Here is an 18085-nt window from a genome sequence, read left to right on the forward strand (position 1 = left end):
AGGTGGCGCGGATCGCGATGATCGGCGCGACCGGACTGATCGGCCGCTCGCTGGCGCCGCTGCTGGTCGAAGCGGGTCACCGCTTGTTGATCGTCGGGCGTCGTCCCGCCGGCGTGGCGGGGGTCGAGGAGTTCGTTGGCGAGATCGCGGCCTGGCCGGGCGCGCTCGCCGGACGCCAGCTCGACATTGCCATTTCGACGCTCGGAACCACCTGGCGCAAGGCCGGGTCGTGGGAGGCCTTCGCCGCTGTCGACCACCGTGCGGTACTCGGTTTCGCGCGCGCGGCGCGAAGCGCGGGCGCAAGACAGGTCATCGCGGTAAGCTCGAGCGGGGCGAATGCCGACTCGCGCGCCGCCTATCTCGCCTTGAAGGGGCGGGTCGAGCGCGACCTCTCCGCGCTGGATTTCGAGCGAACAGACCTGGTGCGACCCGGCCTGCTGCGCGGGGCACGCAGCGATGACCGGCGTCTCGGCGAGCGGATCGCGATCCTGCTCAGTCCGCTGACCAACCTCGTGCTGCGCGGCCCGCTCGACCGTTTCGCGGCGATCGATGCCGCTGTCGTGGCGCGCGCGATCTCGGCCCTTGCGGGAGAGGCGGGGGAGGGCGTTTTCGTCCATCACAATCGCGGCATCCGGGCGATTGCCGCCGGGGGGAAAGATTGGGAGAAGCGGCCTAGAAGACGCGGCCGCTGATCGACTTGTTCTGGACCTCCTTGGTGAACGCTTCGCCCTCGGCGTTCATCCGCTCCCACTCGCGCTTCGGGAGGCAGATGCGGAACGTCCGCAGGCGGCTGCCGGTGGCGGCGAGATCCTTGCACAGGCCGGGCTGGGCGCGCGCGGCTCGGGGCGCGAATTCGGCGAGCGAGCCGGCCGTCTTGGCGAGGCGCTTCTCGCGCTCGGCCTCGAGCAAGGCGGAGCGCTGGCGGAGCCGCTCGACGGCGGCGACGGCGACCGCCTTGGCCTCGGCGCAGCTGGCACTAGCGACCGCGGCCTCGATCGCCGGCAGGTTCTGGCGGACGAACAGCAGGGTCTGCGCCGACATCTGCTCGAGCTCGCCGACATAGGCGCGCCAGCGCTGGCGCAGGTCGCGATCGAGCTCGGCCTCGTTCAGCAGCCGCGGCAGGTCGGCGGTTGCGGCGAGCTCGGCGCGGGCGGCGGTGATCCGGCAGGTGCCGCCGACCGTGCTGCGCTTGAAGTCGGTGCGCACCGACCAGTCGGTCGAGGCCGGGATCGGCCTGCCAGCTGCATTGCGCGGGCGCTGCCGGGTGATCGCGCGGTTGATCGTGGTGACGTCGCGTCCGGCGACTTCATAATAGCGGACGGTGGCGTTCATCGCTTCGAGCGTCGTGGCGGCGGGCGCGTCCGGGGCGGCGGCGAGCATCAACAGTCCGATCGTCAGCATCACGCGCACTCCTTGTTCGCGCTTGACTATGCGCTCGCGGGGGCGGTCCGGCATACCCCGAATCTTCGGGGAGCGGCTCGGTCGCGGGCGCGAGGGTGGCGCGGCGCCCGGCGCTTCGCTAGAGGCGCGGCATGTCCGTTCATGCCCGTTACGCCGCGCTTCTCGATGGAGTGCTCGACGATCTCGTTGCCGCCGGTGAGCTTCCGGCCGAGGCGTCGCGGCGGGCGATTGCGGTCGAGCCGCCGCGCGATGCGGCGCATGGCGACCTCGCGCTCAACGCGGCGATGGTGCTGGCCAAGGCGGCGGGCAGCAATCCGCGGGCGCTGGCTGGGCTACTCGAGCCGCGGCTGGCGGCCCTGCCCGGGGTCAAGTCGGTGGCGATCGCCGGGCCGGGGTTCATCAACGTGACGCTCGAGCCGCAGGTGTGGCGCGACGAATTGGTGACGATCCTCAGCGAGGGCGAGCGCTACGGGCTGAGCGCGGTCGGCGGCGGCGAGCGGGTCAATGTCGAATATGTCTCGGCCAACCCGACGGGGCCGATGCACATGGGCCATTGCCGCGGCGCGGTGGTCGGCGACGCGCTGGCGCGGCTGCTCGAGGCGGCGGGGTTCGCGGTCACCAAGGAATATTATGTCAACGACGCCGGGAGCCAGGTCGACACGCTCGCGCGCTCGGCGCACCTTCGGTACCGCGAGGCGCTCGGCGAGGACATCGGCGAGATCCCGGAGGGGCTCTATCCGGGGGACTATCTGAAGCCGGTGGGCGAAACGCTGGCGGCGGAGTTTGGCGAGCGGTTCGTCGGGGCGGACGAGAGCGAGTGGCTTGATGTGTTCAAGCGGCGCACGGTGGCGGCGATGCTCGACCTCATCCGCTCCGACCTCGCGCTGCTGGGGATCCATCACGACCATTTCGCGTCGGAAGCGGCGCTGCAGGCGTCGGGCAAGGTCGACGAGGCGCTGGCGACGTTGAGCGCGAAAGGCCTGGTCTACCAGGGCGTGCTCGAGGCGCCGAAGGGCGAGACCCCGGACGATTGGGAGCCGGTCGAGCTGACCCTGTTCAAGTCCACCGAGTTCGGCGACGACCAGGACCGGCCGCTCAAGAAATCGGACGGCAGTTGGACCTATTTCGGAGCGGACGCCGCCTATCACCTGCAGAAAGCGCAGGCGGCCGACCACCTGGTCAACATCTGGGGCGCCGATCATGCGGGGACGGTCAAAAGGATCCAGGCGGCGGTGACCGCGCTGACCGACGGGCGCGTCGATCTCGACGTCAAGATCGTCCAGATGGTCAAGCTGCTGCGCGGCGGCGAGCCGGTGAAGATGTCGAAGCGGGCCGGCAATTTCGTGACGCTGGCGGATGTCGTGCGCGAGGTCGGCAAGGACGTCGTGCGGTTCATCATGCTGACCAAGCGCGCCGACACGATGCTGGAGTTCGACTTCGCCCGGGTGGTCGAGGCGTCGAAGGACAACCCGGTATTCTACGTCCAATACGCGCACGCGCGGATCAGCTCGCTGCAGCGCAAGGCGGCAGCGGCCGGGGTTGCGCTCGAGGCGGCGGCGGACCTCAGTTTGCTCGACGACGAGGAGCTGGCGCTGGTCAAGGCGGCGGCGCAATATCCGCGCGTGGTAGAGGGCGCCGCGCTGGCCCACGAGCCGCACCGGATCGCCTTCTATCTGTACGACCTCGCGGCGGCGCTGCACGCGCTATGGAACCGCGGCAACGACGACCCCGAGCGACGCTTTCTGCTTGAAAATAATCCACAACTTTCCCGCGCTCGGCTGGAATTGGCGCGCTGCGTCGGGCAGGTCATCAAGAACGGCCTGGCGATCATGGGGGTCGCGGCAGCGGAGGAAATGTGAGCGACCGGCCGGCTTCGCAGGAGGCGAGTGGCGAGCGACTGCCGTGGCTCGAGCCCTATCGCGAGCCGTCGGCCAAGCTCGCCGCGGCGCGCGCCGCCCCGCCGCGGGAAAAGACGCGCGGCAGATGGTGGCCGGTCGCCGGCTTGCTGGCACTGATCGCGGTCGGTGGCGGTGGCTATTGGCTCGGGCAGCGCGAGGATGGGCCCGCGCCGCGTACGGCAGAGGTGGTTAGGCCAGCGCCGGTGGTCGCGCCGGTGAAGCCGGTGGCCGAGGAGGCTGCGCCTGTGCCGGCGCCAGTGGTTGCCGAGCCGACGCCGACTGCCGAACCTCAGGCGGTAGAAGCGAAGCCGGTGGCCGCGGCGCCCAAGCCGAAGGTCGCGCCAAAGCCGCCGCGCAAGCCCAAGGTGCGCTCGGCCGATACGCGGCGGTCGAGTTATGAGCGGGTGGTCGCCAAGCAGCGGGCGGCTACTCCACCCAAGCCGCGCGCTCCGGTCCAGGCGTGGCCGAAGATGCCGTCGCCGGGGCCCGCGGGGCAGGTGATCCAGCTCGGCGCGTTCAGCAATCGCAGCCGCGCCGAGGCGGCCTATCGCCAGCGGGTCGCGCGCTATCCGCTGCTGAGCCGGATGCCGACGGTGATCGTTCCGATCCGGCCGCGCGGCCAGCTGCTTTATGTCTTGCGCCTCGGCACCCAGTCGCGCCAACAATCGCACATCGTGTGCCGCAATTTGCGGCGCAGCGGCGATCATTGCCTGGTCATCGGCTAGAGGACGAGAAGCGCATGCAATCCCAGGGTGAAGCGCTGCCGTGGCTCGAGGCGGTCGACGATGAGGACGAGCCGCGCGGGCTGTCGGCGAGGAAGATGCTGGCGGCGCTGGCGCTGGTGCTGCTCGGCGTCGCGATCGTCGTCGGGACCTTGTTCTACATCGGCCGCGAGCAGGGCGGATCGGGCCCGCCCGAGCTGATCCGCGCGCCCGAGGGGCCGTACAAGGTCAGGCCGGAGAACCCCGGCGGGCTCGATGTCAGCGGCGAGAGCGGAACCGCGTTCGCGACCGGCGCGGGAGTCGATACCGACGCCCGGCTCGATGTCGATCGGATGGCCGAACCGCCGCCCCCACCGGCCGAACCGGCGGGTGAGACACCGACTGTCGCGCCGCCGCCCAAGCCCAAGCCCGAGCCGGCGCCGACCCCGCTAGTGGCTGGAGCGCCGGGCGCGACGGTGCAGCTCGGCGCGTACGGATCGACCGCCAAGGCCGAGACGGCGTGGAAGATGCTGTCGGCGCGCTTCCCCGAGGTCGCCGCACTCTCCAAGCAGGTCGTGCCGTATAATGGCGGCTTCCGGCTGCGGGCATCTGCCGGATCGCCCGACCAGGCGCGCGCGGCGTGCAGGGCGGTGAGCGCCGGCGGCGAGAATTGCTTCGTGGTGAGATGACCCAGGCCGCGATCTACGGATTTGCCGGGCCGACGCTGACTGCCGACGAGACCGCCTTCTTCCGCGACTGCAAGCCGGCGGGGTACATCTTGTTTCGCCGCAACATCGAGAACCGCGCGCAACTGAAGGCGCTGACGGATTCGCTGCGCGAGCTCGAGGGCCACGACCAGGTGCCGATCCTGATCGACCAGGAGGGTGGCCGGGTGGCGCGCATGCGCCCGCCCGAATGGCAGGCGTTCCCGAGCGGCGCGGCGTTCGACCGACTGTATCAATTGGCGCCGTCGAGCGCGCTCGAGGCGGCGCGGGTCAATGCCCGGGCATTGGGGCTGATGCTGCGCGAATGCGGGATCAATGTCGACTGCCTGCCGATGATCGACGTGCGCCAGGAGGGCGCCAGCGAGATCGTCGGCGACCGCGCGCTGGGCGCCTGCCCGATGCAGGTCGCAAGCCTCGGCCGCGCAATGCTCGAGGGGCTCGCCTCGGCCGGCGTGGTGGGAGTGATGAAACATATTCCCGGGCATGGCCGCGCGCTGGTCGACAGCCATCACGAGCTCCCGGTGGTGACCGCGAGCGAGGAGGAGCTGGAAATCGACCTTGAGCCGTTCGAGCGGCTGCGCGACGCGCCGATGGGGATGGTCGCGCACGTCGTCTACACCGCGTGGGATGCGGAGCGGCCGGCGAGCCAGTCCGAGACCGTCATCCGCGACATCATCCGCGGGCGCATCGGCTTCGACAATTTCCTGATGAGCGACGACAGCAACATGAACGCGCTCGTCGGTTCGCCGGGCGAGCGGGCGGCGGCGTGCGTCGCCGCGGGCTGCGACGTGGCGCTGCCGTGCAGTGGCGTGATGGCCGACAATGCCGATGTCGCGCGGCTGGTGCCGGAGCTGAGCGCCGAGGGGGCCGAGCGGCTGGCGCGGGCGATGGCGGGGACCTTCACGATCGACGACGAGATGGATTTCGCCGAGGCCGTGGCCAAGCGGGACGAGTTGCTGGCTTTGGTCTAGCGGTTTCTGCGAGCGGCGAAGCTGCGCGGCATTGCAGTGGCGCCGGCTGGATTGCTTCGCTACGCTCGCAATGACGTGGACAGCGATGAGTTCTTCGACCGGCCGGCGCGCGAGGACGACTCGCTCAATCTCAGCCTCGACGGGTGGGAGGGGCCGCTCGATCTGCTGCTGACGATGGCGCGCGGGCAAAAAGTCGATCTTCGGCAGATCTCGATCCTCGCGCTGACCGAGCAATATCTCGCCTACATCGCCGGGGCGCGGGCGCTGAAGCTGGAGATCGCGGCCGATTATCTGGTGATGGCCGCGTGGCTCGCTTACCTCAAATCCTGCCTGCTGCTGCCCAAGGAAGAGCAGGCCGACCCGAGCCCGGAGGAGCTTGCGCTGCGGCTCCAGCTGCGCCTCCAGCGGCTCGACGCGATGCGCGAGGCGGGGGCGCGGCTGATGGGCCGCGACCGGCTTGGCCGCGACGTGTTCGCGCGCGGCGCGCCCGAGGGGCTGAAGGTGATCAGGACCGCGCAGTGGCAGGCGTCGGCGTTCGACCTCTACGCGGCCTATGGGCGGGTGCGGGCGCGGACCCAGCCGGCGATGCACGTCGTCGCCCATCGTGCGGTGATGACGCTCGAGGATGCGATCCAGCGCGTCGCGGCAATGCTCGGGCGGGCGCTCGACTGGACCGCGCTCGAGGCGTTCCTGCCCGACACCGCCGATGGCGCATATCGCAAGTCGGCGCTGGCAAGCTCGTTCGTCGCCGCGCTCGAGCTCGCGCGCCAGGGCCGGCTGATGCTGGCGCAGGAGCAGGCGTTCGCCGAGCTGCTGGTCAAGAAGGCGGCGGCCTGACCATGAACGAGACGACCCGCGCGGTGGAAGCGGCCTTGTTCGCCGCGGCCGAGCCGATGAGCGTCGACGAATTGGCGCTCTACGTCGGCGGGGAGGGGATCGAGGTCGCGCTGGGCGAACTGGCGGCGATCTACGAGGGGCACGGGGTGGAACTGGTCGAGCGCGGCGGTCGCTGGCATTTCCAGACCGCGCCCGACCTCGCGCATTTGCTGCGGCGGACCCGCGAGGAGCCGCGGCGGCTGTCGCGCGCGGCGACCGAGTGCCTGGCGATCATCGCCTATCACGAGCCGGTCAGCCGCGCCGAGATCGAGGCGATCCGCGGGGTGCAGATTTCCAAGGGCACGCTCGACGTGCTGATGGAGGCGGGGTGGGTGAGGACCGCGGGGCGGCGGGAAAGCCCGGGGCGGCCGTTGCTCTACGCGACCACGCCCGACTTCCTGACGCACTTCGGGCTGGGCTCGCGGCGCGACCTGCCGGGGATCGACGACCTCAAGGCCGCCGGGCTGCTCGACCCGCTCGACGAGGAGGCGCTGGCCGAGCAATTGGGCGAGCTGGAACTGGAAAGCCCGGACGAGAGCGACTAGGTAGGCAGCAACGCCCAATCAACGGAGTGCCAGCCCATGGGCTCGTTCAGCCTCATCCATTGGATCATCCTCGGCATCGTCATCCTGCTGCTGTTTGGCGGCAATCGCTTCTCGGCGATGATGAAGGACGTTGCCCACGGCCTGAAAAGCTTCAAGCAGGGGTTGAGCGAGGAGGACGAGAAGAAGCAGGCCGAGTTCCGCGCGCAGCAGGACCAGCGCCAGATCCCGCCGGCCGCCGGCCCGATGGCGGGGCAGCAGCCGATCGACCTCGAAGCGCGCCCGAGCGCCGACCCCGCGCCGCGCGACGACCAGCAGCGCTAGGCTGCCAGAAGCCGGGCAAGGCAGATGTTCGGCGTCGATTCCATCGAGTTCCTGATCGTCGCGATCGCCGCGCTGATCTTCATCGGCCCCAAGGAGCTGCCGGGCGCGATGCGCGCGGTCGGCCGCTGGGTCGGCAAGGTGCGCGGCATGGCGCGGCACTTCACCTCGGGCATCGAGAACATGATGCGCGAGGCCGAGCTGGAGGAGATGGAGCGGACCTGGCGCGAGGAGAATGCGCGGATCATGGCGCGCTACCCGAGCGATGCGGTCTATCCCGAGTCTGACGTGCCCTCCGTGCCGACCCTCGACCAGCCCGATTTGCCGCTCGAGGCGCCGGCCGCGCCCGATCCTGACCCGCGGCCGCCGGCGGAGCGCGAACTGCCGTGATCGCCGACATCGACGACAGCAAGGCGCCGCTGCTCGACCATCTGGTCGAATTGAGAAAGCGGCTGCTGTGGGTGGTGGCGAGCCTGCTCGGCGCGTTCTTCGTGTGCCTCTATTTCGCCAAGCCGATTTTTGCCGTGCTGGTTCAGCCACTGCTCCAGGCGGGGCAGGGGACGCTGATTTTCACCGACGTGTTCGAGGCGTTCTTCGTCGAGGTGAAGGTGGCGTTCTTCGCGGCGCTGATGGTGACCTTTCCGATCCTCGCGACGCAGCTGTGGCGGTTCACCGCGCCGGGGCTCTATGCCAAGGAGAAGAAGGCGTTCCTGCCGTTCCTGCTGATGACGCCATTGTTCTTCGGCGGCGGCGCAGCCTTTGCGTATTTCGTCGCCATGCCGTGGGCGCTGCATTTCCTGCTGGGCTTCGAGGGCACGGTCGGCGGGGTCGAGCAGCACGCGCTTCCGGGCGTCGGCAATTATCTAAGCTTCGTCACCCGCTTCCTGTTCGGCTTCGGAGTGGCGTTCCTGGCGCCGGTGCTGCTGATGATCCTTGAGCGGGCCGGGCTGGTCACCCGCGAGCAGCTGGTCAAGGGCCGGCGCTATGCGATCGTCGCGGCGTTCGCGATCGCCGCGGTGCTGACCCCGCCCGACGCGGTCAGCCAGTTCATGCTCGCGGTGCCGCTCTACGCGCTATACGAATTCGCGATCCTGGCGATCCGGCTGACCCACTGGCGCGCGGCGCGCAAGGCGGCGTCGGCGGAGGAGTCGGTCAGCGGTGCGGAAAACCCCGGCGGACGCAATTTGGGCCCGAAATCGCCACCGGGGGGGGGAGGGGTTGGCGGTTCCGGGCCCATTTGAGCGGATAGCGAGAGCGGGGGGGCAAAAAGGTCACTATCCGTCAATCAAAACGCCGTCCCTGTTCCGCGGTTCCGGCCCCGGCGAAAATAATTTCACCAAAGTGGAAGTTTTTTTTCAGGAGCGCTCGGGAAAGACCGGCAAGTTGACCCCGAGCCGGCCCATCTTTGATTCCAGCGGCGAACGCAACTGGCGGGCGAGGCCGCCGATCACGCGGGTGAATTGCTCGCGCGCGCGGCTGCCCTCGTCGGCCTCGTTCTCGACCAGCGCCGGGCTCGACACGGTCAGCATGGCGGCCAGTTCGCTGAGGCGGTGAAGCTCGACCTCGATCGACGTGCCGGGCGCGCTGAGCATGGCATATTCGACCACTTCGGTGACGAAGAAGGACACCGCCACCGCCGCGTCCTGGGTGGTGAACAGGGGCTCGGCATCGAGCTGGATGGCGATGGCGTGGGCCTTGTCGGGAACCGAGGCGCGCAGGATCGCGGCAAGCTCGACCAGCAGTGGGCGGAGCGGGATGCCAACGCTCTCCTCGACCTCGGCGAAATGGTTGCGGTGGACGACCGACAGCGCGTCGACCCGGCGGCCGATGGCGGCATAGGCGTCGCGCGATTCCGGAGTGGCGGCGCTGCGGCCGTGGATGCTGAGCATCGAGGCGATCACCTGGAGGTTGTTCTTGACCCGGTGATGGACCTCGCGGACCAGCCGGCGCTGGCCTTCGAGGGCCTCGACCATGGTCCGCTCTGAGGCTTCAATCCGATCGACCGCGCGCTCGAACGAGCGGCCGAGCGAGCGGATCTCCTCGGCCGAGCCGAGCCGTTCGGGAAGGACAAGGCTTTCGCCCGGACGATATTCGTTGACCGCGCGCTGGAGCTTGGACAGCGGGCGGGTGAGCAGCAGCTTGACGAGCAGCCAGCTGCCGAGCGCGGCGACAAAGAACATCAGGATCGGAAGGAGCACGGCGAATTGCTCGCTCGGGCCGGGAACCCGCGCGGCGGTGCGCAGCGCGACCTGCATCCGGCCGTCGGCGATCGGGAAGCTCGAGGCGAAGGAGCGCTCGCCGGAGCGTTCGGACTGCGGGCCGATGACGTCGAGGGTCGCGCCCTGCGAGTCGCGCAATTGCACGGCGCGGACGGTCGGCTCGGTGTCGCGCACCGCGGCCGCGAGCTCGTCCTGGGTCAAGCGGCCGGTGGCCATGCCGTCGATCACGCCGACGCGGTAGAACAAAGCGCGCTCCTGCGGAGCAACCCACAGGTCGATCGCGCCGGGCGCGACGAGGCGCTCGTCGGTGCTCGCCTGCATCTCGCCGTTGCGGCAGATCACCGCGCCGTCGGGACGGCGGAAGGTGAAACGTTGGGCGACGGCGGGGGTGAGGGCAAGCGAGCGGCTGATTGCGGCGCACGGATCGCCGGGCGAGCCGGCCACGCTGTTCGCCGCGATCCGGAGGGCAAGGGCGTTGCGGGCGATCAGCGCGTTGATCCCGGTCGCCGCGCTGAAGCCCTTGCGCTGGGCAAGGTCGACGACCGCCTGCTCGGATGCTTCAAGGCCGTTGCGGGTGGTCCAGGCGAGGGCGATGCCGAGCGGAAGCAATGCTGCCGACAGCAGCAGCAGAACCTTGGTGCCGGTGGCCCAGTCGTCGAAGCGGCGCAGGACAGCCCTCACGCGCCGGCGTCCGCGGTGTGTAAGGGATCAGTCGAGCTTGCCGAGGAGGTCGAGAAAGTCGTCGGGAATGTCTTCGTTGAGGGTGGTGTCGTAGACTGAGCGCAGGACCCGGCCGACATCGCCCTGGTTCTTGCGCGGAGCACCCGCGCGGCGCTCGCCGCCGCCCCGCGCATCGGCGGGCCGGGACTTGCCGTCCTTGCCGGAATTCGAAGTGCGCTTCGCTTCACTCAACCTCACGTCCCCCTTCGAACGGGTCGTCCGAAATTCGCTCTTTCAACCACGCCTGTGCCGTTCGAAAGCCCGCCGGATCGTCGAGGCTGGCCGCGCACCTAAAGCGCCGGAAATGCTCCGTCAATCAGTCCCGCAGCATTCCCCCGGCTGGCTTGGAAACCAAAACAGCAAAGCTTTGTTCCAGCCTGACGAGCGATCCCGGGGCGGCTGTCACCATGCGGCCACGCGCCACAAGGTCCGGGGTTGCAACGAATGAAACCCCAGCCCAATAGGGCCGGCGCTTACCACGGAGTCTTTCATCTATGTCGCTTGGCCAGGAACTCGCCCCCCATCTGCCGTTCCTGCGGCGCTATGCCCGCGCACTGACCGGAAGCCAGACCCACGGCGACGCCTTCGTCCGCGCGACCCTCGAGGCGATCGTCGCTTCGCCGGAAGATTTTCCCAAGGACGTCGACCCGCGGCTCGGCCTCTACCGCACGTTCCACGCGATCTGGTCGACCGCCAATATCGAGGAAGGCGAGGAGCCCGGCGGCAATGGCTCGCTCGGGCCCGAGGGCATTGCCCAGGCGCGGCTGTCGCGCATTACGCCGATGAGCCGCCAGGCGCTGCTGCTGACCAGCCTCGAGGGCTTCTCCAACGACGATGCCGCGTTCCTGATCGGGGTCGATGCGGCCGATGTCGAGACGCTGGTCGCCGAGGCGCTCGAGGAGATCGAGCGCCAGACGCATGCCGACGTGCTGATCATCGAGGACGAGCCGATCATCGCGATGGACATCGAAATGATCGTGCGCGACCTCGGCCACAACGTGACCGGCGTTGCGGTGACCCGTTCGGAAGCGGTGGCGCAGGCGCGCTCCTCACCGCCGAGCCTGGTGCTGGCCGACATCCAGCTGGCCGACGATTCGAGCGGGATCGACGCGGTGAAAGACATCCTCGCGGAATTCAGCGTGCCGGTGATCTTCATCACCGCCTTCCCCGAGCGGTTGCTGACCGGAACGCGGCCGGAGCCGACCTTCCTGATCACCAAGCCGTTCCAGCGCGCGACGGTCAAGGCGGCGATCAGCCAGGCCCTGTTCTTCGACGCCGCGACCGCTCCGGCGGCGTAACGGAACCGGCGCCCCGAGCGCCGCGTTGGCCGTGCGAACCAAGGAATTCGAGAGACCGATGGCTGAACCGACCGAACATGTGACCACGACCGAAGCCCGCGCCGGATCGACCCCTCATGTCACCCGAGTGGTGCTGGTGGTCGGCCTGCTGCTGGTCATCGTCGCCTTTGCCGTAATCTTGTTGGTCGCCGGCTAAGCCACTATCTAGAGTATTACGGCCCAGTGGCGCCGCGGATTCGAGCGAGTCCGGCGCCGGTCGATTCAGCGGGTGGGAAATTTGTCCGAGCAGACCGATCAAGAAGCGCCTGAAGTCGCGCCCGAGCCGGTGCCGCTGCCGGACGACGAGTTCAAGGAACATCTCGCCGCGGTAATCCCGCACTTGCGCGCGTTCGGCCGCTCGCTGTCGGGCAGCCGCGACCTCGCGGACGACCTCGTTCAGGAAACGCTGCTCAAGGCGTGGGCGGCGCGAAAGCGCTTCCAGGCCGGCACCAACATGCGGGCGTGGACCTTCATCATCCTGCGCAACCTGTTCCTCAGCCAGATGCGCCGCGCCCGCTTCAAGGGCGAATGGGACGATGTCACCGCGGCCAAGATCCTTGCCGCGCCTGCGAGCCAGGACCGCCACATCGAGCTGGGCGACATGCAGCGCGCGCTGCTGCACCTGCCGCAGCCGCAGCGCGAGGCGCTGATCCTGGTCGGCGCCGGGGGCTTTGCCTATGAGGAAGCGGCGCAGATCTGCGGTTGCGCGGTCGGCACGATCAAGAGCCGGGTGGCGCGCGGCCGGGTGGCGCTGGAGAATCTGTTGGCGGGCAGCCAAATGAGCTCGCGGCGGCAGCACAAGACCGACCCCAACAAGACCGCCTTGCAGTCGATCATGGGCGAGGTCGATCACCTCAGCCGTGACATGATGCCCGCCCCCGACGAGGGCGAGGACCTGTGATCCGAGATTAGTTGAGCCGCGCCAGCAGGTCGGCGAAGTCGCGGTCGCACTCGTCCTTGCGCCCGGCGCTGAACGCGCGACGCAGCGCGGCGGCGATCCCCGCCTGGTCGAGGAAGCTGTCCAACTGGATGATCCGGCGATCGCCCATCCGCTGCAAATCCTGATCCTGTGAGTCGCGCATTGTAGAAAAGCCAACGTCCTAAAGCGCATCGGGTTTCGCCCGGGCGCAGATTACGCCACAGCTTGGACCATGACGGACACGTCTCGTCGAGAGCAGCGCGCAGGGGCGTTGGAGCGGGCGCGCGAGCATGCACCGTTCCTGCGTTCGGCGGGCGAAGCGCTACCCGATCTGGCAGACTGTTTCGTCGCCGAGGGAAGCGGTGCGGCGCTGGCGATGTCGGCAAACGCGGGGGACGGCGACGTCGCCCGGCGGCTCCGGCTCGAGCGCCGTGCGCTGGCGCTGGCGGTCGCACTGGGTGATCTCGCCGGGGAGTTGTCGCTCGAGCAGGTAACGGCGGCCCTGTCCGACTTTGCCGACCGGGCGATCGACCTGGCGCTCGGCGCTGCGGTCGAGCAGCGCGTGCCGGGGGCGTGCAGCGCGGGGTTCGCAGTCATTGCGCTCGGCAAGCTCGGCAGCCGCGAGCTCAATTATTCATCCGATGTCGACCTCATTCTGCTGTTCGACCGGGAAACGATCGCCCGGCGCGAGCGCGAATCTCCGGAGGATTCGGCGCTCCGGATCGCGCGCGCGATGGTCGATCTGCTGCAGCAGCGCAGCGCCGACGGCTATGTCGCTCGGGTCGACCTCCGGCTCCGCCCGTCGCCCGAGGCGACCCCGATCGTGCTGCCGGTCGAGGCGGCGATTTCCTATTACGAAAGCGAGGCGCTGCCGTGGGAGCGGGCGGCGTTCATCCGGGCCCGGGCAGCGGCCGGCGACCGAACGCTGGGCGAGCGGTTCCTGGCCGAGATCCAGCCGTTCATCTGGCGCCGGGCAGTGGATTTCGGGGCGGTCGAGGAAATCCGCGAGATCAGCCTTCGAATCCGCGACCATTATGCGCGCGGGCAGCGGCTCGGCCCGGGCTACGACCTAAAGCGCGGTATCGGCGGCATCCGCGAAGTCGAATTCTACACGCAGGTGCAGCAGCTGATCCACGGCGGGCGCGACCCGGCGCTGCGCGCGCCGGCGGTGCTGGATGCGTTACCGGTCCTGGCCGCCGCGGGGCGGCTCGAGGCGGAGGAGGCCGGGCGGCTGGCGGAGGCCTATCGGCGGCTGCGCACCGTCGAGCACCGCTTGCAGATGGTCGCCGACCAGCAGACCCATCGGCTGCCAGAAGATCCGGCAGAGCTGGCGAATGTCGCGGCGCTCGACGGTTTGGGCGGTGCGGACGAACTGCTGGCCTCGCTCGAGCCGCAGGTGGCCTTCGTCGCCGGACGGTTCGACAGCCTGCTGCCGGTGCGCGAGGGCGGGCTGAGCGGCGACCCGGATCGGCTGCGCGCGCAGCTCGACGATCTTGGGTTCGGCGAGCCGGAATCGGCTGCGCGGCTGGTCGCGACGTGGCGTTCGGGGCGGCTGCGTGCGCTACGCTCGCCGGCGGCGCGGGGCGCGTTCGAGGCGATGCTTCCGGTGATGCTGAAGGCGATCGCCGCGGGGCCGGAGCCCGACCGCGCGCTCAATCGCTTCGCCGACATCGTCGAGCGGCTGTCAAGCGGGATCAACCTGTTCCGGCTTCTCGAGGCGCAGCCGCAACTGGCAGAGGTGACGAGCCTGATTCTGTCCTACGCGCCGGCGCTCGGCGACCAATTGGCGCGGCGGCCGGAGCTGCTCGACGGACTGATCGACGCATCGAGCTTCGCCGCGCCGCTCGATCCGGCGGGGGCGGCCAAGCTGCTCGCCCGGCGGCCGGACGAGAGCTACGACGCGCTGCTCGACCGGGTGCGCCGGACGATCGGCGAGCGGCGCTTTGCCTTGGGGGTGCAATTGATCGCGGGACACCGCGACCCGCTCGAGCTGGCCGAGGGCTACGCCGCGCTGGCGGAGGGGGCGATCGTCACACTGGCTGAGGCAGCGACGGGCGAGTTTCAGGCGGTGCACGGACGGATTGCCGGCGGCGAGCTGCTGGTCCTGGCGCTCGGGCGATTGGGCGGGATGGCGCTGACCCATGCCAGCGATCTCGATCTCATCTTCCTCTACGACGGCCCGCAGGACGCGGTGTCGGACGGCGCCCGGCCGCTTGGACCGGCCGACTATTTCAACCGGCTGGCGCGGCGGGTGATCGCGGCGCTGAGCGTCGCCACCGCCGCCGGGCCGCTGTACGAGGTCGACACGCGGCTCCGGCCCGAGGGTGAGAAGGGCATGCTGGCGGTCCATGTCGACGCGTTCGCCGCCTATCAGCGCGGCGAGGCGTGGACGTGGGAGCATATGGCGCTGCTGCGCGCCCGGCCGGTGTTCGGCTCGATCGGGGGGCGCGAGCGGCTGGCGGGCCTGGTCGGCGAGTTGCTGGCGATGGAGCGCGACGGCGGGAAGGTGCGCGCGGACGCAGCCGAGATGCGGGAGCAACTGGCGCAGCACAAGCGGGCGTGCGGGCCGCTCGACGTCAAGCTTGGGCCAGGCGGGCTGGTCGACCTCGAGTTCGCCGTGCACACGCTTCAGCTGACGCATCGCACGGCGTTCGCGCCGCGGCTCGAGGATGCCATCGCGCAGCTGGCGAAGCAGGGCCTGATCGATCCTTCGGCCGATGCTGACCTGCGCTTGCTGAGCCGCATCCTGGTCACCTCGCGGCTGGTCGCGCCCGACCGCTGCGAGCCGGAGGAGCAGGCGCGGCCGCTGGTCGCGCGGGTGTGCGGCGCGGCAGACTGGCCGGCGCTGATTGCCGAACATGACGCGGCCCGGCAGAGGATCGGCACATTGTGGCAGAGGGTGAAGGCAGGATGATCGAGGAAGGACAGAGCGCGCCGTCGCTGGCGATCGCGACCAGCGCGGGCGAGACGATCGACCCGGCGGCTCCGGGCGGGCCGCTGGTGCTCTATTTCTATCCCAAGGACGATACGCCGGGCTGCACCCGCGAGGCGGTCGATTTCACCGCGCTCGGCGATGCCTTTCGGGAGGCCGGGGCGCGGGTGGTCGGCGTGTCGCGCGACCCGATGGCGAAACACGTCAAGTTCGCGACGAAATATGGGCTGAAGGTGCCGCTCGCGGCCGACGAGGACGGCGCGATCAGCACGGCCTTCGGGACGTGGGGCGAGAAGTCGCTCTACGGGCGCAAATATATGGGAATGATGCGCGCGACGTTCCTGATCGACCGCGAGGGCACGGTCCGCCGGGTGTGGCCCAAGGTCAAGGTCGCCGGGCACGCCGAGGAGGTGCTCGCGGCGGTGCGCGCGCTCTAGCAGCCGATTGCCTTGCCGGCCGCGGCGAACAGCGCGCGCAGGCGCTGGCGGTCGGCCGAGGTGAGGTCCATCGTCGCCGCCGCGCCAAGCTGGTCGAGCGCCTTGGCGCGGTCCCCGGCCTGCCACAAGGCGGCGGCCCAGCGCATGCGCAGCCGGCCCCAGCGCGGCGCGCGCTCGGCGGCCATGGCGTAGCGTTCCGCCGCCGCGCCGGACTTCCCTTGAGCGTAGAGCGCGTCGCCCCACAGCTTGAGCGGCTCGGCCCAGCGCGGGCCCTTGCGGTGCGCTTCACCGGCATAGGCGATGGCGGCGGCAAAGTCGCGGCGCTGCATCCTGGCCTCGGCCCAGGCGTAATGCGCGGCGGGGAGGGACGGCGCGCGCGCGACGACTCGGCGGAACAGCGCATCGCTGCGCCGGTCGTCGCCGCGGGCCGCGGTTAAAGCGGCTTGCGCGCGAAGAACCCCGTCATGGCTGCTCCGCAGTCCGGCGAGTGCGGTTTCGGCCTCGTCGAGCTGGCCAAGGCGGATCAGGCGCCTCGCCATCGCCAGCCGCAGCGATTGAGCCGAGTAAGCCCCGTTGGTTCCCGAAAGCGGCCCGGTGAGCCGAGCCGTCGGGTCGGCCGCATTGAGGGCGGCGAGGAAACGCGATTGGGCCGCGACAACACCGGCATCGTCGCCGGTGGCAAGCGCGCGAAGGCCAGCGAAGTCGAGATAGGGGCCAGCCAGCTTCTCGGCCTCGGCGCGGCGCTTGGGGTCGAGGTAGCCAGCGGCGGCGAGGGCGTCGCGGGCAGAAGCGAAGTCGTAGACTCCGGCATGGGCGAAGGCAGTCTCGAACGGGCGGCCGGCGACACGCTGCGGGATTCCGCCGCGGGTCCGTTCGGCGGCAGCGGCAAGGCGCACGGCGCCGAGACGGTCCCCCTGAAGCGAGGCGACGGTCGATTCGACGTCCAGTCCATAGGCGCGGCCGTGCGCGACGTTGTAATCGGGCGCCCCTCGAGCATACAGCTCGGCCGCGCGCTTGGCCCATTCAAAGCCTAGCTCCTCCCGGCCGTCATTCAGCAGAAAGAGGTAGATGTTGCCGACCGCAGCGACGAAATTGGGATCGATCGCCAGCAGCTGATTGTAGACGGCGACCGTTTCCGCCTGGGTCTTGCCGTTGAGCGCGAGGCCATGCAGCGCCCACAGCCGCTCGCGCCCGTCGCTGGCCTGCGACAAGGCCTCGAGCGTTGCGGCGGATTCGGAGTCGTTGCCGGCGCGGCCCTGGTAGACCGAATAGCGATAGGGCTGGGTCGCCTTGAACATCGCCATCGCCGCGGCGTCGAGCAATCTGTCAGGCTTGCCGGCCGTGCCCTCGACCCGCCCGGACAGGCCGCTGGTGGTGCGGAACGAGACCGCCAGCCGACCGCCCGGCAGGCGCACCAGCTCGCCGCTCAGGCGGGTTTCCGAGCCGAGCCAGTCGCGCATTTCGCGGCGGAGCTGGCCGAGCGACACGCCGGCATAGGGCACGACCACGCCGTTGCTGTCGCTGAAACTGTCCTCGTAGCTCGATGGTGCGCGCGCCGACTGGGTCGCGGCTTCGAGCGCGACCACCTTGTCGAGCAATTGTTCGGCGACGACCGTGCCGTTGTAGCCCTGGCGCTCGAAATCCGGCGGGACCGAAAAGGAGTCGACGACCATTCCGCTCGCCCGGCTGGCCGACCACAGGAAGCTCGCGAGGCCGACGAGAATGAGGATTCCGGCGAGCGCACCGAGCGCCTTGAGCACCGCCCCGACGCGTTCGGAAATGATCTGCCAGCCGCGATGGCGCAAGTCGGCGCGGGCGAGCGTTTCCTGCGCCTGGATCAAGAGGGACTGGCGCTCGAGCAGCGAGCTCGCTTCGGCGCTTCCGCTCATGGCCCCAAGCGCGAGATCGACGCCGTCGGTGGAATCGATCCGTTCGACCGTATTACTCATGGCTACAACGCCCCCCGCGGCGGACTGTAATGACTTTTCGCCGGTCCGCCAGCGATGCGGGCCAGAGGCGGCGTTGAACGGCCTTGCGGCGCATGGTAGCGGCCCCACATCATCCGCATCTTCATCGGAGCGTAGCC

General features: G+C 69.6%; 20 protein-coding genes. 15 read left to right on the forward strand and 5 right to left on the reverse strand.

Features of this window, described 5'->3' with window-relative positions; translation table 11 throughout:
• The first annotated feature begins 2 nt into the window (after positions 1 to 2).
• Complete coding sequence (locus D0Z60_RS01295) at positions 3 to 692, forward strand: NAD(P)H-binding protein (protein WP_118856321.1); 690 nt, start codon at positions 3 to 5, stop codon at positions 690 to 692.
• Here D0Z60_RS01295 and D0Z60_RS01300 read toward each other — a convergent pair.
• Positions 673 to 1401 carry a DUF922 domain-containing protein gene (locus D0Z60_RS01300; RefSeq protein ID WP_162888023.1) on the reverse strand — a complete coding sequence of 243 codons (729 nt, stop codon included), beginning with the start codon at positions 1399 to 1401 and terminating at the stop codon, positions 673 to 675. The two genes, D0Z60_RS01295 and D0Z60_RS01300, sit on opposite strands and share 20 nt — an antisense overlap.
• 131 nt (positions 1402 to 1532) lie before the next feature.
• On the opposite strand from D0Z60_RS01300, the gene argS reads away from it, so the two are divergent.
• The 9 genes from argS to tatC all read left to right on the forward strand — a co-directional run bounded on the left by argS (position 1533) and on the right by tatC (position 8676).
• The gene (argS, locus tag D0Z60_RS01305; protein WP_118856325.1) at positions 1533 to 3260 is read left to right on the forward strand and encodes an arginine--tRNA ligase; all 1728 of its coding nucleotides are present in this window, start codon (positions 1533 to 1535) and stop codon (positions 3258 to 3260) included.
• On the forward strand, positions 3257 to 4024 hold the full coding sequence (locus D0Z60_RS01310) for an SPOR domain-containing protein (RefSeq protein ID WP_118856327.1): 768 nt from the start codon (positions 3257 to 3259) through the stop codon (positions 4022 to 4024). Before argS ends, D0Z60_RS01310 begins: the two co-directional genes overlap by 4 nt.
• Positions 4025 to 4038: 14 nt before the next feature.
• Positions 4039 to 4689, forward strand: coding sequence for an SPOR domain-containing protein (locus D0Z60_RS01315; RefSeq protein WP_118856329.1), 651 nt, complete (start codon positions 4039 to 4041; stop codon positions 4687 to 4689).
• Positions 4686 to 5696, forward strand: a complete 1011-nt coding sequence (gene nagZ / locus D0Z60_RS01320) for a beta-N-acetylhexosaminidase (RefSeq protein WP_118856331.1) — start codon at positions 4686 to 4688, stop codon at positions 5694 to 5696. The genes D0Z60_RS01315 and nagZ overlap by 4 nt, the downstream gene beginning before the upstream one ends.
• Before the next feature lie 75 nt (positions 5697 to 5771).
• Positions 5772 to 6533, forward strand: coding sequence for a segregation and condensation protein A (locus tag D0Z60_RS01325; protein WP_240325498.1), 762 nt, complete (start codon positions 5772 to 5774; stop codon positions 6531 to 6533).
• Positions 6534 to 6535: 2 nt separating this feature from the next.
• Complete coding sequence (gene scpB, locus D0Z60_RS01330) at positions 6536 to 7117, forward strand: SMC-Scp complex subunit ScpB (protein WP_118856333.1); 582 nt, start codon at positions 6536 to 6538, stop codon at positions 7115 to 7117.
• A gap of 36 nt (positions 7118 to 7153) precedes the next feature.
• Entirely contained in the window at positions 7154 to 7438 is a 285-nt protein-coding gene (locus tag D0Z60_RS01335; RefSeq protein WP_118856335.1) for a twin-arginine translocase TatA/TatE family subunit, read from the forward strand.
• Between the two features lie 24 nt (positions 7439 to 7462).
• On the forward strand, positions 7463 to 7825 hold the full coding sequence (tatB, locus tag D0Z60_RS01340) for a Sec-independent protein translocase protein TatB (protein WP_118856340.1): 363 nt from the start codon (positions 7463 to 7465) through the stop codon (positions 7823 to 7825).
• Positions 7825 to 8676: a twin-arginine translocase subunit TatC gene (gene tatC, locus D0Z60_RS01345; RefSeq protein WP_118858377.1), complete on the forward strand. Its 852-nt coding sequence runs from the start codon at positions 7825 to 7827 to the stop codon at positions 8674 to 8676. The genes tatB and tatC overlap by 1 nt, the downstream gene beginning before the upstream one ends.
• A 114-nt stretch (positions 8677 to 8790) precedes the next feature.
• On the opposite strand, the gene D0Z60_RS01350 is transcribed toward tatC, so the two are convergent.
• Together D0Z60_RS01350 and D0Z60_RS01355 are read right to left on the reverse strand one after the other, a co-directional pair.
• On the reverse strand, positions 8791 to 10335 hold the full coding sequence (locus D0Z60_RS01350; RefSeq protein ID WP_118856342.1) for a sensor histidine kinase: 1545 nt from the start codon (positions 10333 to 10335) through the stop codon (positions 8791 to 8793).
• Between the two features lie 27 nt (positions 10336 to 10362).
• On the reverse strand, positions 10363 to 10566 hold the full coding sequence (locus D0Z60_RS01355; protein WP_118856344.1) for a NepR family anti-sigma factor: 204 nt from the start codon (positions 10564 to 10566) through the stop codon (positions 10363 to 10365).
• Positions 10567 to 10868: 302 nt separating this feature from the next.
• Here D0Z60_RS01355 and D0Z60_RS01360 point away from each other — a divergent pair, with 302 nt between their 5' ends.
• The 3 genes from D0Z60_RS01360 to D0Z60_RS01365 all read left to right on the forward strand — a co-directional run bounded on the left by D0Z60_RS01360 (position 10869) and on the right by D0Z60_RS01365 (position 12612).
• Complete coding sequence (locus D0Z60_RS01360) at positions 10869 to 11672, forward strand: response regulator (RefSeq protein ID WP_118856346.1); 804 nt, start codon at positions 10869 to 10871, stop codon at positions 11670 to 11672.
• A gap of 58 nt (positions 11673 to 11730) precedes the next feature.
• Complete coding sequence (locus D0Z60_RS11560) at positions 11731 to 11868, forward strand: hypothetical protein (RefSeq protein WP_162888024.1); 138 nt, start codon at positions 11731 to 11733, stop codon at positions 11866 to 11868.
• Between the two features lie 81 nt (positions 11869 to 11949).
• A complete protein-coding gene (locus D0Z60_RS01365; protein ID WP_118858378.1) occupies positions 11950 to 12612 on the forward strand; it encodes a sigma-70 family RNA polymerase sigma factor in 663 nt (220 codons plus the stop codon).
• Between the two features lie 7 nt (positions 12613 to 12619).
• Here the strand turns inward: D0Z60_RS01365 and D0Z60_RS11565 are convergent, their stop codons facing one another.
• Positions 12620 to 12793 carry a hypothetical protein gene (locus D0Z60_RS11565; protein WP_162888025.1) on the reverse strand — a complete coding sequence of 58 codons (174 nt, stop codon included), beginning with the start codon at positions 12791 to 12793 and terminating at the stop codon, positions 12620 to 12622.
• A 69-nt stretch (positions 12794 to 12862) separates the two neighbouring features.
• Between D0Z60_RS11565 and D0Z60_RS01370 the strand changes: the two genes are divergently transcribed.
• Both D0Z60_RS01370 and D0Z60_RS01375 read left to right on the forward strand, forming a co-directional pair.
• Positions 12863 to 15544, forward strand: coding sequence for a bifunctional [glutamine synthetase] adenylyltransferase/[glutamine synthetase]-adenylyl-L-tyrosine phosphorylase (locus tag D0Z60_RS01370; RefSeq protein ID WP_118856348.1), 2682 nt, complete (start codon positions 12863 to 12865; stop codon positions 15542 to 15544).
• Positions 15541 to 15999, forward strand: coding sequence for a peroxiredoxin (locus D0Z60_RS01375; RefSeq protein ID WP_118856350.1), 459 nt, complete (start codon positions 15541 to 15543; stop codon positions 15997 to 15999). Before D0Z60_RS01370 ends, D0Z60_RS01375 begins: the two co-directional genes overlap by 4 nt.
• On the opposite strand, the gene D0Z60_RS01380 is transcribed toward D0Z60_RS01375, so the two are convergent.
• Positions 15996 to 17948, reverse strand: a complete 1953-nt coding sequence (locus D0Z60_RS01380) for a tetratricopeptide repeat protein (RefSeq protein WP_118856352.1) — start codon at positions 17946 to 17948, stop codon at positions 15996 to 15998. The two genes, D0Z60_RS01375 and D0Z60_RS01380, sit on opposite strands and share 4 nt — an antisense overlap.
• Between the last annotated feature and the right edge of the window lie 137 nt (positions 17949 to 18085).

The organism is Sphingomonas mesophila (assembly GCF_003499275.1).
Taxonomy (GTDB): Bacteria; Pseudomonadota; Alphaproteobacteria; order Sphingomonadales; family Sphingomonadaceae; genus Sphingomicrobium; species Sphingomicrobium mesophilum.

Bases quoted from the DNA above. Each gene is read 5' to 3' on its own strand.
- D0Z60_RS01370 (WP_118856348.1), top strand. From the start codon at position 12,863: ATGACGGACACGTCTCGTCGAGAGCAGCGCGCAGGGGCGTTGGAGCGG.
- nagZ (WP_118856331.1), top strand. From the start codon at position 4,686: ATGACCCAGGCCGCGATCTACGGATTTGCCGGGCCGACGCTGACTGCC.
- D0Z60_RS01360 (WP_118856346.1), top strand. From the start codon at position 10,869: ATGTCGCTTGGCCAGGAACTCGCCCCCCATCTGCCGTTCCTGCGGCGC.
- D0Z60_RS01315 (WP_118856329.1), top strand. From the start codon at position 4,039: ATGCAATCCCAGGGTGAAGCGCTGCCGTGGCTCGAGGCGGTCGACGAT.
- D0Z60_RS11560 (WP_162888024.1), top strand. From the start codon at position 11,731: ATGGCTGAACCGACCGAACATGTGACCACGACCGAAGCCCGCGCCGGA.
- D0Z60_RS01375 (WP_118856350.1), top strand. From the start codon at position 15,541: ATGATCGAGGAAGGACAGAGCGCGCCGTCGCTGGCGATCGCGACCAGC.
- argS (WP_118856325.1), top strand. From the start codon at position 1,533: ATGTCCGTTCATGCCCGTTACGCCGCGCTTCTCGATGGAGTGCTCGAC.
- scpB (WP_118856333.1), top strand. From the start codon at position 6,536: ATGAACGAGACGACCCGCGCGGTGGAAGCGGCCTTGTTCGCCGCGGCC.
- D0Z60_RS01335 (WP_118856335.1), top strand. From the start codon at position 7,154: ATGGGCTCGTTCAGCCTCATCCATTGGATCATCCTCGGCATCGTCATC.
- D0Z60_RS11565 (WP_162888025.1), bottom strand. From the start codon at position 12,793: ATGCGCGACTCACAGGATCAGGATTTGCAGCGGATGGGCGATCGCCGG.
- D0Z60_RS01380 (WP_118856352.1), bottom strand. From the start codon at position 17,948: ATGAGTAATACGGTCGAACGGATCGATTCCACCGACGGCGTCGATCTC.
- tatB (WP_118856340.1), top strand. From the start codon at position 7,463: ATGTTCGGCGTCGATTCCATCGAGTTCCTGATCGTCGCGATCGCCGCG.
- D0Z60_RS01300 (WP_162888023.1), bottom strand. From the start codon at position 1,401: ATGCTGACGATCGGACTGTTGATGCTCGCCGCCGCCCCGGACGCGCCC.